General features: G+C 57.3%; 9 protein-coding genes, 1 tRNA gene and 3 rRNA genes. 3 read left to right on the top strand and 10 right to left on the bottom strand.

Annotated features, from left to right (window positions below; genetic code table 11):
* The first annotated feature begins 123 nt into the window (after positions 1–123).
* A complete protein-coding gene (gene panS, locus JK232_RS15860) occupies positions 124–1,071 on the top strand; it encodes a ketopantoate/pantoate/pantothenate transporter PanS (RefSeq protein WP_072933670.1) in 948 nt (315 codons plus the stop codon).
* Positions 1,072–1,133: 62 nt separating this feature from the next.
* Here the strand turns inward: panS and JK232_RS15855 are convergent, their stop codons facing one another.
* Complete coding sequence (locus JK232_RS15855) at positions 1,134–2,780, bottom strand: Na/Pi cotransporter family protein (RefSeq protein WP_072933672.1); 1,647 nt, start codon at positions 2,778–2,780, stop codon at positions 1,134–1,136.
* 492 nt (positions 2,781–3,272) lie between these two features.
* Between JK232_RS15855 and JK232_RS15850 the strand changes: the two genes are divergently transcribed.
* A complete protein-coding gene (locus JK232_RS15850; RefSeq protein ID WP_101857601.1) occupies positions 3,273–4,163 on the top strand; it encodes a beta-1,6-N-acetylglucosaminyltransferase in 891 nt (296 codons plus the stop codon).
* 43 nt (positions 4,164–4,206) lie between these two features.
* Here the strand turns inward: JK232_RS15850 and metH are convergent, their stop codons facing one another.
* Positions 4,207–7,890, bottom strand: coding sequence for a methionine synthase (gene metH, locus JK232_RS15845; protein ID WP_101829046.1), 3,684 nt, complete (start codon positions 7,888–7,890; stop codon positions 4,207–4,209).
* 258 nt (positions 7,891–8,148) lie between these two features.
* On the opposite strand from metH, the gene iclR reads away from it, so the two are divergent.
* Positions 8,149–8,982, top strand: a complete 834-nt coding sequence (iclR, locus tag JK232_RS15840) for a glyoxylate bypass operon transcriptional repressor IclR (RefSeq protein WP_212589393.1) — start codon at positions 8,149–8,151, stop codon at positions 8,980–8,982.
* Here the strand turns inward: iclR and aceK are convergent.
* The 8 genes from aceK to JK232_RS15800 all read right to left on the bottom strand — a co-directional run.
* Positions 8,961–10,709: a bifunctional isocitrate dehydrogenase kinase/phosphatase gene (gene aceK, locus JK232_RS15835; protein WP_101829045.1), complete on the bottom strand. Its 1,749-nt coding sequence runs from the start codon at positions 10,707–10,709 to the stop codon at positions 8,961–8,963. The genes iclR and aceK overlap by 22 nt on opposite strands.
* A 46-nt stretch (positions 10,710–10,755) precedes the next feature.
* Positions 10,756–12,063, bottom strand: a complete 1,308-nt coding sequence (gene aceA / locus JK232_RS15830) for an isocitrate lyase (protein ID WP_072933683.1) — start codon at positions 12,061–12,063, stop codon at positions 10,756–10,758.
* Positions 12,064–12,093: 30 nt separating this feature from the next.
* On the bottom strand, positions 12,094–13,692 hold the full coding sequence (aceB, locus tag JK232_RS15825) for a malate synthase A (RefSeq protein ID WP_212589392.1): 1,599 nt from the start codon (positions 13,690–13,692) through the stop codon (positions 12,094–12,096).
* 350 nt (positions 13,693–14,042) lie between these two features.
* Entirely contained in the window at positions 14,043–14,972 is a 930-nt protein-coding gene (metA, locus tag JK232_RS15820; protein WP_072933688.1) for a homoserine O-acetyltransferase MetA, read from the bottom strand.
* A 307-nt stretch (positions 14,973–15,279) separates the two neighbouring features.
* Positions 15,280–15,395 (bottom strand): 5S ribosomal RNA (rrf, locus tag JK232_RS15815).
* A 37-nt stretch (positions 15,396–15,432) separates the two neighbouring features.
* A tRNA-Thr gene (locus tag JK232_RS15810) sits at positions 15,433–15,508 on the bottom strand.
* Between the two features lie 14 nt (positions 15,509–15,522).
* Positions 15,523–15,638, bottom strand: a 5S ribosomal RNA gene (gene rrf / locus JK232_RS15805).
* Between the two features lie 95 nt (positions 15,639–15,733).
* A 23S ribosomal RNA gene (locus JK232_RS15800) occupies positions 15,734–16,418 on the bottom strand; the annotation flags it as partial.

Genomic DNA, 16,418 nt, shown 5'->3' with positions numbered 1-16,418 from the left:
GTCCGCCGCACCGTAAAACCAGCAAGGAAAGACGTTATCAGTAGAAAAACAGCGCACCCGTGAACACCGGTGCCTGTAAAAAACACAACATCCGCCATAACCAGAAGAAGGAACCGACCTCTCATGTTAGCGAAAATCACCCGCCTGTTTCCGTTATGGGCTGTCCTGCTCTCCGTCGCGGCCTATTACCTGCCCGGCACCTTTACCCCCATCACCCCGCACGTCAGCACGCTGCTGATGCTGATTATGTTCGGCATGGGCGTTACGCTGGAGTTCGCCGATTTCAAACGGGTACTGTCGCGCCCGGCCCCGGTGGCTGCCGCCACGTTCCTGCACTACCTGGTGATGCCGCTGGCCGCCTGGGTGCTGGCGAAACTGTTCCAGATGCCGCCTGATCTTGCCGCGGGCATGGTGCTGGTCGGCAGCGTGGCCAGCGGCACAGCCTCCAACGTGATGATCTACCTGGCGAAAGGCGATGTGGCGCTGTCAGTCACCATTTCCGCCGTCTCCACGCTGGTGGGCGTATTTGCCACGCCGCTGCTGACGCGGCTTTATGTGGATACGCAGATCAGCGTCGATGTGGCCGGGATGCTGCTCAGCATCCTGAAAATCGTGGTGATCCCTATTTTTGCCGGGCTGGTGATTCACCACCTGTTTACCGGGCTGGTGAAAAAGCTGGAGCCGGTGCTGCCGCTCTTTTCCATGGTCTGCATCCTGGCGATCATCAGCGCCGTGGTGGCGGGCAGCCAGGGCTTTATCGCCTCTGTGGGGCTGGTGGTGATTGTGGCGGTGATCCTGCACAACGGCATCGGGCTGCTGAGCGGTTACTGGGGCGGCAAGCTGTTCGGTTTTGATGAAACCATCTGCCGCACGCTGGCGATGGAAGTCGGGATGCAGAACTCCGGGCTGGCCGCCACGCTGGGCAACCTCTACTTCTCGCCGCTGGCCGCCCTGCCCGGTGCGCTGTTCTCCGTCTGGCATAATCTTTCCGGTTCCTTGCTGGCCGGCTACTGGTCAGGCAAGCCGGTAGACAAAACCGATGCGGCGGTGACCGCGCGGGCCGATCGCTGACCTGGGCGCCGGCCATAAAAAAGGGCGCGGTTTCCCGCGCCCCTTCTGTCTCTGCCCCGCCCTTAGCGTGTCACCAGCTCCTCTTCATCACGTTCATCATCTTCCAGCTCCTGCTCCAGCACGCTGTAGGCCACTGCGCAGAACAGCGAGTTCAGGCGTTTCATGTCACCCAACAGGCCCAGGTGCAGCGAGCTGGTTTCAATGCTCTGCACATTCTGCTGATGCAGCCGGTCAACGTGCGCGTGGGCATACCGGCGATCCATCAGGCGGAAGCGGTGCTTGGAGCGCCGCAGGCGGCGCGCGCTGGTGATGTCGCCGGAGAGAAACACCGACATGCTGAGGCGCAGGTTATCCAGCAGGCGCTTATGCAGCTCATCCAGCTCTGCCAGCCCGGCGGCGGAGAAGGCCCGGCGCGCGCCGTGGGATTTCGCCGCCACATCGCCGGTCATCCGCTCGATGATGTCGCCCGCCTGTTCGAGGTTCAGCGCCATCTCAATCACCTCCGCCCAGCGGCGCGAATCGGACTCGCCCAGATCCTCTTTCTGCATCTGCGCCAGATAGAGTTTGATGGCGGTATAGAGCACATCGACATCATCATCCAGCCGGCTGACTTCCCGCTCCTGCGTCAGGTTGCCGTGCACCACCTCATGGTGCAGCACCAGCATGTGCTCCACCACGTCGCCCATGCGCAAGGTTTCGCGCGCGGCATTGGCCAGCGCCAGCGTAGGGGTGTCGAGCGCGCTGGTGTCCAGGTGGCGCGGGCTGAGGCGCGGGTCCTCCTGCGGTGACGCGACGATCAGCACCTGGCAGAGGCGCGCCATCCGCTCGCTCAGCGGCAACAGCACCAGGCAGCGGATCAGGTTGTAGAAGACGTGGAAATAGATCACCAGCTCCTCATCCGATACCGGCAACCGGTCAAATGCGTCTGCCAGCAGGGCCACAAACGGCAACACCAGCACGCAGCCAATCAGCTTGAACAGCAGGCTGCCGAGCGCCACGCGCCGCGCCTCCGCATTCTGTTTGCTGGCGTTGATCATCGCCACCAACCCGCTGCCGAAGTTGGCCCCGATCACCAGGCAGAGCGCGACCTTGAGCGAAATCACGCCGGTGGCGGTGAGGGTTGCCGTCAGCAGCACTGCCGCCAGGCTGGAGTAACTGATGATGGCGAACAGCGCGCCGGTCAGGGCGTCCAGCAGCACATCCCCGGTCAGTGACGAGAACAGCACTTTAACGCCGGAGGCCTGGGTGATGGGGGTGGCGGCCGTGACGATCAGTTCCAGCGCCAACAGAATCAGCCCCAGCCCGATGGCGACCCGCCCTATCTGCCCGGCGCGCAACTGTTTGCGGCTGAGGAACAGCGCCACACCCACAAAGATCAGCAGCGGCGAAAGCCAGGAGAGGTCAAACGTCAGGATACGCGCCATCAGCGCGGTGCCGACATCCGCCCCCAGCATGATCACCAGCGCCGGGGAGAGCCCCACCAGCCCCTGCGCCACAAACGAGGTGACCAGCAAGGCGGTGGCGTTGCTGCTCTGCACCAGTGCAGTAACGCCAATGCCGGAGACAAACGCCAGCGGTTTCTTTTCCACGCTGCTGCTGAGGATCTGGCGCAGGTTGGCACCAAATACCCGCATAATGCCGGTTCGCACAATATGCGTCCCCCATACCAGCAGGGAGACGGCCGACAGCAAATGAAGAAGGGTTAACACGGAATAGCTCTCCTTCGCCAGGCATTAACAGGCCACCCCACCTGCCTGACGATTGGAGCGGGATGGCATCCGATTACCGTCACCAGGCATCTTGCCCGGTCCGGCTCTCGCAAATCATTTATCGGTCTTGCAAAAAACCTGCCGGAAAGACGCTCTCTGCAACGCAGAGGTTTATTCATGCTTATCAGCGAATTACCTGTCCCTTCCGGCCTGCTGTGTGCAGCTTTCCATAAGATTTATCACAGTAATTGTAGACCACAATAATCCAGCCAGTCGCCCGGCCCGGCCATGACACTCATAATAATGAGCACCGGCAAATCCGGCCTATAGAGTTATATAAAAAATAATCAGGTGATATTTTTTGAGGGACAGTGACAGCACTAAAAAAAATCATTTAACCCGCCTTTCCTTTGATTACGCACACTGATTTACCACGCTGACTTGGTATCTTGTCGGCGGATTTCCAGCGTAAAAATAATCAGGGAAGGTCATATGAGAAAGTTATTTATTATGACGGCACACCAGTGTAGCCGGGCACTTATTTGGACAGTGGAGTACCTCTCCTCATTTCCCGGTAATCACATCATTATTCATTATGATGCCAAATCTGACAGCCATGAGATCTTACCCCTGGCTAAAGAGAACGTGCATATCCTTCAGGAACGTATCCCCGTCCGCTGGGGTGATGTGTCACAAATTCACGCGACGCTGTTGCTGCTCCGTCAGGCATTGCAGGTTAAATTTGATTACTGTTTTTTCATCTCTGGTGAAGATGTTCCGGCCGTCTCTGATGAGAGAATGAATACATTTCTGGAAGAAAATAAAAACCATGAATTTATTCATTACCAGAATAATAGCAATACCTATGTTGACCCTTACCCGCGGGTTTTATATCGCTACCCCTCCTGCTTTTTCCGTTCTCAAAAAAATCTTTTTAGCCTGATAAAAAGCAAACTCCATTTTTATAGCCGGGGGCTGTTTAAAAACCGCAAGGTTATGGCATTAATGGCCAGCGGCCAACTGCCGCCCCTCTATAAAGGCACCAACTGGTTTACCTTAACCGCTGACAGTGTGAAGTTTATTGTGGCCTATATTGATACCCACCCCGATTTGCTTACCGCATTTAACGGCACCTTTTGTGCTGATGAGATCTTCTTTCATTCGGTATTAAAGCTAAAACCTGGCCTGCGCCTGTACCAAAACCCCGACGCCGGCAGCCACTGCCTGCGTTATATCGACTGGCACAGCGGGCCCCACTACCCTAAAAAATTGGATACCCGCGATCTCGCCGCCATCTCGCGTGGATTCTATTTCTTTACCCGGAAAGTCTCGGAAGAGTTAACCGATGCTGAGTTTGACCAGTTCAAAACGCTGGTTTCCTGACCCCGTCCCTTCACGGCAGGCGGGGCGGGGTCAGGCGTGAGGATTACTCTGCGTCGTAACCCAGGTTGGGTGCCAGCCAGCGCTCAGCCTCTGCCACCGGCATCCCTTTACGCCGGGCGTAATCCTCAACCTGATCGCGCTGAAGCTGGGCCACGGCAAAGTATTTGCTCTCCGGATGGCTGAAGTACCAGCCGGAGACTGCCGCCCCCGGCCACATGGCAAAGGATTCAGTGAGCTTCATGCCGGTATGGGTTTCAACGTCCAGCAATTGCCAGATCTGCCCTTTTTCCGTGTGCTCCGGGCAGGCCGGGTAACCCGGTGCCGGGCGGATGCCCTGGTAATTTTCCCGGATCAGATCCTCATTGCTGAGGTTTTCATTCGGCGCATAGCCCCAGTACACCTTGCGCACCCGCTCATGCAGGTATTCCGCGAACGCTTCCGCCAGGCGGTCAGAGAGCGCTTTCACCATGATTTTATTGTAATCGTCGTGTTGGGCGTCATAGGCCGCGGCCAGCGCGTCCTCTTCCAGCCCGGCCGTCACCGCGAAGGCACCGAGGTAGTCCCGCTTGCCGCTGGATTTCGGCGCAACAAAATCGGCCAGGCAGTAGTTCGGGAAATCGTTTTTCTCCGTTTGCTGGCGCAGGTGGTGACTCACCAGCAGCACCTCATCACGGCGTTCGTCCCGGTAGAGGTGGATGTCATCGCCTACCCGGTTAGCCGGGAACAGCCCCACCACACCGCGCGGCGTCAGGGATGTGCTGGCGGCCAGGCTGTCGAGCATCGCGTTGGCATCGGCAAACAGGCGTTTCGCCTCTTCCCCTACCACCTCATCTTCCAGAATGCGCGGGTATTTGCCGGCCAGCGACCAGGTCATAAAGAACGGCGTCCAGTCGATGTAGTTGCGCAGGGTGTCAATGCTGACACTGACCGCCTGCACGCCCAGGCGGTGGGCCACCGGCGGGGTGTAATCGTCCCAGTCCAGCGACAGCGCATTTTCCCGCGCCGCCGCCAGCGTCACCGGTGGGGTGCGCGGCTTTTTACGCCCGTGCTGGATGCGCACCGTCTCGTACTCTTTGCGGGTACGCGCCACAAACTCATCACGCTGGGTATCAGACAGCAGCGCTGACACCACGCCCACGGTACGTGAGGCGTTCTGCACATAGACCGTCGGCCCGCTGTAGTTCTGCTCGATCTTCACTGCCGTATGCGCTTTCGAGGTGGTGGCGCCGCCAATCAGTAACGGCAGGGTAAAGCCCTGGCGCTGCATCTCTTTGGCAACGTTGACCATTTCATCCAGTGACGGTGTGATCAGCCCCGACAGGCCAATGATATCCACCTTCTGTTCAATCGCGGTTTTCAGGATTTTGTCCGTGGGCACCATCACGCCCAGATCGATGATTTCATAGTTATTGCACTGCAACACCACGCCGACAATGTTTTTGCCGATGTCGTGCACGTCCCCTTTTACCGTCGCCAGCAGGATCTTGCCGTTGGTGCTGCCCTGCTGTTTGCTGGCTTCAATGTACGGCTCAAGGTAGGCCACCGCCTGCTTCATCACCCGCGCCGATTTCACCACCTGCGGCAGGAACATTTTGCCCTCACCGAACAGGTCACCCACCACATTCATGCCATCCATCAGCGGGCCTTCGATGACCTCAATCGGCCTTGCTGCCGCCTGCCGTGCCTCTTCGGTGTCCAGCTCAATAAACTCGGTGATGCCTTTGACCAGCGAATATTCCAGCCGCTTGTTGACCGGCCAGGCGCGCCACTCCGCCTGCACTTTGGCGGTTTCCCCACCCTCTTTATTGCCGCGGTATTTTTCTGCCAGTTCGAGCAGCCGTTCAGTACCGTCCGCACGGCGGTTCAGCACCACATCTTCTACCGCGTCCCGCAGTTCGGCCGGGAGGTCATCATAGATCGCCAGTTGCCCGGCGTTGACGATGCCCATGTCCATACCATTGCGGATCGCGTGGTAGAGGAATACCGCGTGAATCGCCTCGCGCACCGGGTCATTGCCGCGGAACGAGAAAGAGACATTGGAGACGCCGCCGGAAATCAGCGCGTGCGGCAACTCGGTTTTGATGTCACGACAGGCACCGATGAAGTCCACCGCATAGTTGTTGTGCTCTTCAATGCCGGTGGCCACGGCGAAAATGTTCGGGTCGAAAATGATGTCTTCCGGCGGGAAGCCCACTTCCTCTGTCAGGATGCGGTAGGCGCGGCGGCAGATCTCGATTTTGCGTGCTCGGGTGTCCGCCTGGCCATCTTCATCAAAGGCCATCACGACCACTGCCGCGCCGTAGCGCCGTACCTGCTTCGCATGGTGGATAAAGGCCGCCTCGCCCTCCTTCATTGAAATGGAGTTCACGATGCCTTTGCCCTGAATACACTTCAGCCCTTTTTCGATGACCTCCCATTTGGAAGAGTCGATCATGATCGGCACACGGGCGATATCCGGCTCACCGGCAATCAGGTTAAGGAAACGCACCATCGCGGCTTCGGCATCCAGCATCCCTTCATCCATGTTGATGTCGATGATCTGCGCGCCGCTTTCCACCTGCTGGCGCGCCACATCCAGCGCCTCGGCATATTTTTCTTCTTTAATCAGCCGCTTGAACCGTGCCGAGCCGGTGACGTTGGTGCGTTCCCCCACGTTCACAAACAGGGTGTTGGCATCGATGGTCAGCGGCTCCAGGCCCGCCAGGCGGCAGGCGACCGGGATGTCAGGCAACGGGCGCGGGGCAACGCCCTCGACCACGCGCGCAATGGCAGCAATGTGCTGGGGCGTGGTGCCGCAGCAGCCGCCGACAATGTTAAGGAAACCAGCGCGCGCCCACTCACCAATCTGGGCCGCCATCTCGTCAGCGCCCAGATCATACTCGCCAAAGGCGTTGGGCAGCCCGGCATTCGGGTGGGCCGTCACGTAGCATTCGGCAATGCGCGATAACTCCTGCACATACTGACGCAACTCGTCCGGCCCCAGCGCACAGTTAAGGCCAAAAGAGAGCGGCCGTACGTGGCGCAGCGAGTTATAGAACGCTTCGGTAGTCTGCCCGGAGAGCGTGCGCCCGGAAGCATCGGTGATGGTGCCGGAAATCATGACCGGCAGTTCGACGCCCAGCGCCTCGAATTCGCTTTCCACGGCAAAGGTTGCGGCTTTGGCATTCAGGGTGTCGAACACCGTTTCGATCATGATCAGGTCGGCCCCGCCCTCAATCAGCGCACGGGTGGATTCCCGGTAGGCCTCCACCAGCTGATCAAACGAGATATTGCGGAAAGCAGGGTCGTTAACGTCAGGGGAAATGGATGCCGTCCGGTTGGTCGGGCCGAGTACCCCGGCCACGTAGCGCGGCTTCTCCGGGGTGCGTGCCGTCCACTCATCGGCGCAGATCCGCGCCAGCCGGGCGGCTTCGTAGTTAATCTCCGCAGAGAGCGATGCCATGTGGTAATCGGCCATCGCGATCGGTGTGGCGTTAAAGGTATTGGTTTCGAGGATGTCCGCCCCGGCTTCCAGGTAGCCGTAATGGATGGCAGTAATCACTTCCGGCCGGGTCAGTACCAGCAGGTCGTTGTTTCCTTTCAGGTCACTTTGCCAGTGCGCAAACCGCTCGCCCCGGTAATCCGCCTCTTCCAGCCGGTAACTCTGGATCATGGTGCCCATGCCGCCATCCAACACCAAAATACGTTGGGCAAGCTGCGAACGCAGCGCTTCTGCTCGATTTGTCACTCTATTTCAACCCTTACCTTTTACCGGGCGGCCGGCCCGGCACCTGTATGCGATGGCGCACCTGACGACGTGCTGAAAAATCAGACAACCGCCATCCTAACACAAGTTTTTCAGCCGCCCCCATGCGCCATATTGAGACTTTTTCAGTTATGCCGATTAACTCATCGGATGAGCAAACCCTGGGCTTGTCCGCCATACTGATTAAATGAAAACCACTTCCACATTTTCTCTTTCGCACCCTTTATAAAGGATTTCGCCATGGTCACGTCTTCCCCTGCCAAACGCGGTAAAAAGCCCCGCGCTGCGGCCTCCGCCCCTGCGGCTACCGGCCAGGTACAGTCTCTGACGCGCGGGCTTACCCTGCTGGAATATATTGCCGCGTCACACGGCAGCGTGGCGTTGACTGACCTCGCCCAGCAGGCCGGGTTGCCGAACTCCACCACCCACCGTTTGCTGACCACCATGCAGCAACAGGGGTTTGTGCGGCAGGTGGGCGACCTGGGGTTGTGGACCATTGGCGCACACGCCTTTGTGGTCGGCAGCAGTTTCTTGCAGAGCCGCAACCTGCTGGCGATGGTGCACCCGGTGCTGCGCCGGTTGATGGAAGAGTCCGGCGAGACGGTAAATCTGGCGGTGTTCGACCACAGCGATTCCCAGGTCATCATCATCGACCAGGTGCAATGCAACGCACTGATGCGTATGTCCGCGCCGATTGGCGGCAAACTGCCGCTGCACGCCTCCGGGGCCGGGAAGGCGTTCCTTTCCACGCTGCCGGAAGAAAGGGTCGTGGCGCTGTTGCACAAAACCGGCCTGCACAGCTATACGCCGCGCACGCTGACCGCCCCCGCTCAGTTGCGGCAAGCGCTGGCAGAGACCCGCAAACGGGGTTATTCATTTGATGATGAAGAACATGCGCTTGGCCTGCGCTGCGTCGCCGCCTGCATTTTTGATGAGCACCAGGACGCCTACGCGGCGATCTCCCTCTCCGGGCCGGTTTCCCGCATCACAGATGACCGCGTGACGGAACTGGGCGCGCTGGTTATCCACGCGGCTAAAGAGGTGACGCAGGCTTACGGCGGCACGCGCAGCTGATTCTCCGGTAAACGCTGGCTGAAGCGCCGGCAGCGGCGATAGGCAAAGACATCCTCAATATGGCCGCGGCGGATCCGCTGTTGCAGGCTCCGCCAGTACTCTGCGCTGAACAGGTCGTTATGCAGCTCTTCAAACAGTGCCCGGATGCGGCGATCCCCGCAGAGGAAATGGCGGAACTCCTCCGGGAAGACATCGTTGGGCGCGACGCTGTACCAGGGCTCCGCTGACAGCTCATCCTCGGGATAGCGCGCAGCGGGGATATCACGGAAGTTGACCTCCGTCATGTAGCAGATTTCGTCGTAGTCATAAAACACCACGCGCGCATGGCGGGTGACGCCAAAATTCTTGAACAGCATGTCACCGGGGAAAATATTGGCGGCCGCCAACTGTTTGATGGCGTTACCGTACTCCTCAATCGCCGCGCGCTGCTGCGCCTCATCCGCCTCGGCCAGGTAGAGGTTCAGCGGCATCATCCTCCGCTCCATATAGAGATGGCGTATCAGCAGTTTATCACCTTGATCTTCCAGCTTTTCCGGCACCTCCCGCCATAGCTCTGCCAGTAAAGCGGGGGCGATGGCCTGTTTGTCGATGACAAAATTCTCATATTCCTGGGTGTCTGCCATGCGGCCGACCCGGTCGTGCTCCTTTACCAACTGGTAACAGGCACGCACCCGCGCGGCGCTGACCTCTTTTTGCGGGGCAAAGTTGTCTTTAATAACTTTAAACACCCGGTCAAACGAGGGCAGTGTAAACACCAGCATCACCATGCCGCGCACGCCGGGCGCGATAATGAACTGTTCGTCATGCCGGGCCATAAACGCCAGGTATTCACGGTAATACTCTGTTTTTCCGTGCTTCTGGCAGCCAATCGCCATGTAAAGTTCGGCAGTCGTTTTACCGGGCAGAATTTCCCGCAGCCACTCCACCAGCGCCGCCGGAAACGGGGCATACACCATAAAATAGGCACGGGCAAAGCCAAACACGATGCTTGCGTCATCCTGCCCGGTCAGGCAGGTGTCGACAAACAACGCGCCCTCGTCACTCTGATGAAGCGGCAGCAGGAAAGGGGCAACCTCGCCCGCCAGCCGGATTTTGCCGACCAGCCATGCCGCTTTATTACGGTAAAAAAGCTCATTGGCTATCTCAAACTGTGCCTCCGCCAGCGCCGGGGTGCCAAACTGTTGCCACAGTACCCGCTCAATGGCCCGGACGTCCCGCGGCAGATCCTCCCACGGCAGGCGCAACGGCAGATCGCTGAGCAGGGTGTGCAGCATGGCGGCGATGCCCTGCACCGGCCTGACAGGGCGGGCCAACGGCCGGGGAACATGATGGAAGGGGGCCGGGGGTTGTGAACTGAAGATAAACAGTTTGTCCGGGGTTAAATCCCGGTGATGGAAAAGGCGGCAGTAGACAGAATTAAAGAAGCTTTCTGCAATTTCATAGCGGGGGTAGTCCGGGAGCAGCCCGGTGTAAATTGTTTTGATACGGCTGATAAAGGCGGCGTCATGCATGCGCGGCCCGGTGATGCAGGTCAGTTGTTCCACCACCAGGCCGACGTGATGATCATACAGATGGATGCGCTGTTTCATCGCCTGTTGCACGGCGGGCCAGTCCGCCTGTTCAAACCGTTGCTGCGCCCCGGCAGTGATCTCCAGAAAGCGGCCATACTGCGCATCAAACCCCTGAAGGATGGTATGCGCAATCAGGGTTTCCATTGCCTCTGCCATCATTGCCTCCTTGAACACGGAGGGCGGCCGCCCGCCCTCGTGCACCTCAGAATTGCTGTTCTTCTGTGGAGCCGGTCAATGCCGTGACCGACGAACTGCCGCCCTGAATCACCGTAGTGACTTTGTCGAAATACCCGGTGCCGACCTCCTGCTGGTGGGAAGCAAAGGTATAGCCGCGCTGGCCGGCCTCAAACTCCGGCTGCTGCACTTTATCGACGTAATGCTTCATGCCTTCACCCTGCGCATAGGCATGGGCCAAATCGAACATGTTGAACCACATGCTGTGGATGCCCGCCAGGGTAATGAACTGATAGACGTACCCCATCTCCGCCAGCGCATCCTGGAAGCGGGCGATGGTGGCGTCATCCAGATTTTTCTTCCAGTTGAAGGAGGGAGAGCAGTTGTACGCCAGCAGTTTACCGGGGAAACGGGCATGAATAGCCTCCGCAAATTCACGGGCGGCGGCGAGATCCGGCGTGGAGGTTTCGCACCACACCAGATCGGCATAAGGCGCATACGCCAGGCCCCGGCTGATGGCCTGTTCAATACCGGCGCGGGTGCAGAAAAAGCCCTCCGGCGTGCGTTTCCCGGTCAGGAACCGGCTGTCTTCAGGATCACAATCCGAGGTCAGCAGATCGGCGGCGTCCGCATCCGTGCGCGCCACCACCAGCGTCGGCACGCCCAACACATCTGCGGCCAGCCTTGCCGCGACCAGCTTCTGCACCGCTTCTTTCGTCGGCACCAGGACTTTGCCGCCCATATGGCCGCATTTTTTCACAGCAGCCAGCTGATCCTCAAAATGCACCGCCGCCGCTCCCGCTTCGATCATGGCTTTCATCAGTTCAAACGCGTTCAGCACCCCGCCGAAACCGGCCTCCGCATCGGCAACGATCGGCAGAAAATAGTCGGTGTAGCTGCGATCTCCCGGGCCGATGCCCTTCGCCCATTGGATCTGATCCGCACGGCGAAACGTGTTATTAATGCGCTTCACCACAGCCGGTACGGAATCTACCGGATAGAGAGACTGATCGGGATACATGGCAGAAGCGCTGTTGGCGTCTGCCGCAACCTGCCAGCCTGAGAGATAGATAGCTTCCAGCCCGGCTTTGGCCTGTTGCAATGCCTGCCCGCCGGTGAGAGCGCCGAGGCAGTTGACGTACCCTTTGCGCGCGTCGCCGTGCAGTAACTTCCACAATTTTTCAGCGCCTAATTGCGCCAGCGTACAGGCTGGGTTCACTGAGCCTCGCAGGGCGATCACCTCTTCAGCCTGATAAGGGCGGGTGATGCCGTCCCAGCGCGGGGTTTTCCACTGCTGTTCAAGGGCAGAGATCTGTTGGTGACGGGAGAGAGTCATAGCGGCGATCCTTTATCAATAAGGGCGGGTTCAGGCCAGCAGCGCGTAGCCGGGCAGCGTCAGGAAATCGACCAGTTCATCCTGGGTGGTGATACGTTCCATCAGTTGTGCGGCTTCAGGAAAACGGCCGCGATTGAAACGTTCTTCACCCAGCTCTTGTTGGATCCGGTGTAACTCTTCAGCCAGCATCTGCCGGAACAACTCGCGGGTCACAGGACGGCCGTCACTGAGGCTTTTCTGGTGATGAATCCACTGCCAGATGGACGTGCGGGAAATTTCCGCGGTGGCAGCGTCCTCCATCAGGCCGTAAATCGGCACACAGCCATTGCCGCCAATCCATGCCTCAATGTATTGCACCGCCACGCGGATATTGGCGCGCATCCCCTCCTCTGTGCGTTCACCGGCGCAGGGAGCCAGCAGTTCGTCAGCAGTGATGGGCGCATCCTGTTCGCGCAACACATCAAGCTGGTTACGCCGCTCCCCTAAGGCATGATCAAACACTGCGTTCACCGTTTCGGCCAGGCCGGGATGGGCAATCCAGGTGCCGTCATGGCCATTGGCGGCTTCCCGCTCTTTATCGGCTTTAACCCGTTGGAGCACCGCGGCATTACGCTCAGGGTCTTTGCTCGGGATAAAGGCTGCCATCCCGCCCATCGCAAAGGCACCACGACGGTGGCAGGTTTTAATCAACAACCGTGAATAGGCATCGAGGAAAGGTTGGTCCATCGTTACGGACTGGCGATCCGGCAATACGCGATCGCTATGATTTTTCAATGTTTTGATATAACTGAAGATGTAATCCCAGCGGCCACAATTAAGCCCGACGATGTGATCACGCAGGTGGTAGAGGATCTCATCCATCTGGAATACGGCCGGCAGCGTCTCAATTAATACCGTGGCTTTAATGGTGCCGCGCGGCAGAGAAAAGCGATCCTCAGTGGTGCTGAATACCTGACCCCACCAGGCTGCTTCCTGCCAGGATTGCAGTTTTGGCAGGTAAAAATAGGGGCCGCTGCCCTTCGCCAGTAATGCCTGATAGTTATGGAAAAAGTAGAGGGCAAAATCAAACAACCCGCCGGGAATCGCTTCCCCCTGCCACTGCACATGCTTTTCCGGCAAATGCAGCCCCCGTACCCGGCACACCAATACCGCAGGATCAGGCTTAAGCTGATAAATTTTCCCGCTTTCGTGGGTATAAGAGATCGTCCCGTTAACGGCATCACGTAATGCTATCTGCCCTTCAATGACTTTTTGCCAATCCGGTGCCAGTGAATCTTCAAAATCCGCCATAAAGACATTCACATCAGCATTTAACGCATTGATTACCATCTTCCGCTCGACCGGCCCGGTAATTTCAACCCGACGATCCTGCAAATCCTGAGGAATGCCGCGGATTGACCACTCGCTCTGTCTAATGGAAAGTGTTTCCGGAATGAAACCCGGAAGCGTACCGGCGTCAATCTGTTGCTGCCAGGCGTGGCGCGCCTTCAGCAGCTGATTCCGGTGGGGAGTAAATTCGCTGACCAGATCAGTCACAAACCGGATTGCCGGCTCCGTCAGTATCGCCTTTTCATGGCCATTAAAAGGCTGCGTAAAGCTAAGTGGCGGGCTTAAGGTGGGTTGATTCATCACGTTCTCCTGCACATAAGTCAAACAGATCACTGAGACATACGTTCTGGGACAGCAAACCCGATCGTGTGATTGCCGGACGATCCTCATTGAGGTGGTCAATATTACGCCGGTAACACTGAGCATAATTCATACACTGAAAAAATCAAAAACGATTTCCATTTTATTTATTAATGTTGAGAAGTGCCTTTTAAAGCAAAAGGTTAGAGCCGTGAAATTTTCATCGTGATTAAGAAGTGGATCTCAAAAAAGAAGCGAAGGACGCCACGAAGCTAAGGCAGTGCCGGGGGAGGATCAAAGAGAGGGGGAACAATGCAGACGGCAGCCTGTCGGCTGCCGTAGGGGAAAGATTAATCCAGCGTAGGGTTCATCTGACGCAGATCAAACGGGGTGATCTGGTAAACGTAGTAGTTCAGCCAATTGGAGAATAACAGGTGCCCGTGGCTGCGCCAGCTCGCTTTCGGTGGCAAATCAGGGTTGTCCTGAGGGAAATAGTTCACCGGCAACGTAGGTTCAAGACCGGCAGCAGCATCACGCAAGTATTCCCCGCCTAATGTGCCGGCATCATATTCTGGATGGCCGGTGACAAACGCCATGCGCTTATCTTTCGTCGCAAACAGGTAGGGCCCCGCTTCCTCCGACTCCGCCAGGATATCCAGATCCGGCAATGCATGCAGCACGTCAGCTGGAAAATCGGCATAACGGGAGTGAGGTGCCAGGAAAGTTTCATCAAACCCACGCGTCAGCAAGGCATGTGGCCGCAGTGTCTGATGCTGATAGACACCGGATAGCTTCACTTCACGGGTCATTTTTGGCACACCATACAGCACATTCAATGCAGCCTGCACCGCCCAACAGACAAATAATGTCGAGGTGACGTGCTCTTTTGCCCAATGCACAATGCGTTCGATCTGCGGCCAATAAGCGACATCATTAAAATCAACCAACCCTAATGGCGCGCCGGTCACAATCAGGCCGTCAAAGTTCTCGTGTTTAATATCTTCAAAATCACAGTAGAAGTTATTGAGATGCTCAGCCGGAGTGTTTTTGGACTCACGGCTGTCGATCCGCAGTAATTGAATGTCGATCTGTAATGGCGAGTTTGAAAGCAGCCGAAGAAACTGGTTCTCAGTTTCGATCTTTTTCGGCATCAGATTAAGTACCAGAACCTTCAAAGGACGGATCTCTTGTGTCTTCGCACGGGAAGATGTCATGACAAAGACATTCTCTTCACGCAAAAAATTCACGGCTGGCAACTCATCCGGCACCCGAATCGGCATAGCTCATATCCTCACAGCATACGTTTAAACGTTTAGACTTCTAGATGCCCGAAGATAGCGGGTTCTGCCCGACTTGTCGAGTCTTCATGCAATAGATGAAAATGTTTCACTGCCCTGCGCATAAGCCCGGCGCATTGAGGGTCATATTACGCGCAGATTGGTCGGGCAATATGGGAAAGTGAGTATGAAAGTTCGTATTAGGGGCTAAACAAAGGCGTGGAAAGTGATTAAAACATAAAAGTGGGGGATAAATGACAGAAAAAGAAAAAGCCTCATGCTTTCGCATGAGGCTTCATCTCTGTTTGATGCCTGGCAGTTCCCTACTCTCGCATGGGGAGACCCCACACTACCATCGGCGCTACGGCGTTTCACTTCTGAGTTCGGCATGGGGTCAGGTGGGACCACCGCGCTAGTGCCGCCAGGCAAATTCTTTATTTGCCGAACTCTAACCGCTAAAAACTGGTGCTGATACCCAGAGTCGAACTGGGGACCTCACCCTTACCAAGGGTGCGCTCTACCAACTGAGCCATATCAGCACACTAAATTTGATGCCTGGCAGTTCCCTACTCTCGCATGGGGAGACCCCACACTACCATCGGCGCTACGGCGTTTCACTTCTGAGTTCGGCATGGGGTCAGGTGGGACCACCGCGCTAGTGCCGCCAGGCAAATTCTGTTATCCCGACCGCCCTCACGGGCCACCGGAACCAATCTTGGAACAGCGCTGAAAATCGTCGTCTCTAAAAACACCTTCGGTGTTGTAAGGTTAAGCCTCACGGGTCATTAGTACCGGTTAGCTCAATGCATCGCTGCACTTACACATCCGGCCTATCAACGTCTTGGTCTTAAACGTCCCTTCAGGGAACTCAAGGTCCCAGGGAAGACTCATCTCGAGGCAAGTTTCGCGCTTAGATGCTTTCAGCGCTTATCTTTTCCGCACTTAGCTACCGGGCAGTGCCATTGGCATGACAACCCGAACACCAGGGGTGCGTTCACTCCGGTCCTCTCGTACTAGGAGCAACCCCTCTCAATCTTCCAACGCCCACGGCAGATAGGGACCGAACTGTCTCACGACGTTCTAAACCCAGCTCGCGTACCACTTTAAACGGCGAACAGCCGTACCCTTGGGACCTACTTCAGCCCCAGGATGTGATGAGCCGACATCGAGGTGCCAAACACCGCCGTCGATATGAACTCTTGGGCGGTATCAGCCTGTTATCCCCGGAGTACCTTTTATCCGTTGAGCGATGGCCCTTCCATTCAGAACCACCGGATCACTAAGACCTGCTTTCGCACCTGCTCGAGCCGTCACTCTCGCAGTCAAGCTAGCTTATGCCTTTGCACTAACCTCACGATGTCCGACCGTGATTAGCTAACCTTCGTGCTCCTCCGTTACTCTTTAGGAGGAGACCGCCCCAGTCAAACTACCCACCAGACACTGTCCTCA

The sequence above is a fragment of the Nissabacter archeti genome, assembly GCF_018257325.1.
Taxonomy (GTDB): Bacteria; Pseudomonadota; Gammaproteobacteria; order Enterobacterales; family Enterobacteriaceae; genus Chimaeribacter; species Chimaeribacter arupi.
Note: the sequence above shows the minus strand (reverse complement) of the source record. Positions and strands in the feature narration are given on the sequence as shown.

Coding starts and splice junctions, on each gene's coding strand:
- panS (WP_072933670.1), top strand. CDS start 124: ATGTTAGCGAAAATCACCCGCCTGTTTCCGTTATGGGCTGTCCTGCTC.
- JK232_RS15850 (WP_101857601.1), top strand. CDS start 3,273: ATGAGAAAGTTATTTATTATGACGGCACACCAGTGTAGCCGGGCACTT.
- iclR (WP_212589393.1), top strand. CDS start 8,149: ATGGTCACGTCTTCCCCTGCCAAACGCGGTAAAAAGCCCCGCGCTGCG.
- aceK (WP_101829045.1), bottom strand. CDS start 10,709: ATGGCAGAGGCAATGGAAACCCTGATTGCGCATACCATCCTTCAGGGG.
- aceA (WP_072933683.1), bottom strand. CDS start 12,063: ATGACTCTCTCCCGTCACCAACAGATCTCTGCCCTTGAACAGCAGTGG.
- aceB (WP_212589392.1), bottom strand. CDS start 13,692: ATGAATCAACCCACCTTAAGCCCGCCACTTAGCTTTACGCAGCCTTTT.
- metA (WP_072933688.1), bottom strand. CDS start 14,972: ATGCCGATTCGGGTGCCGGATGAGTTGCCAGCCGTGAATTTTTTGCGT.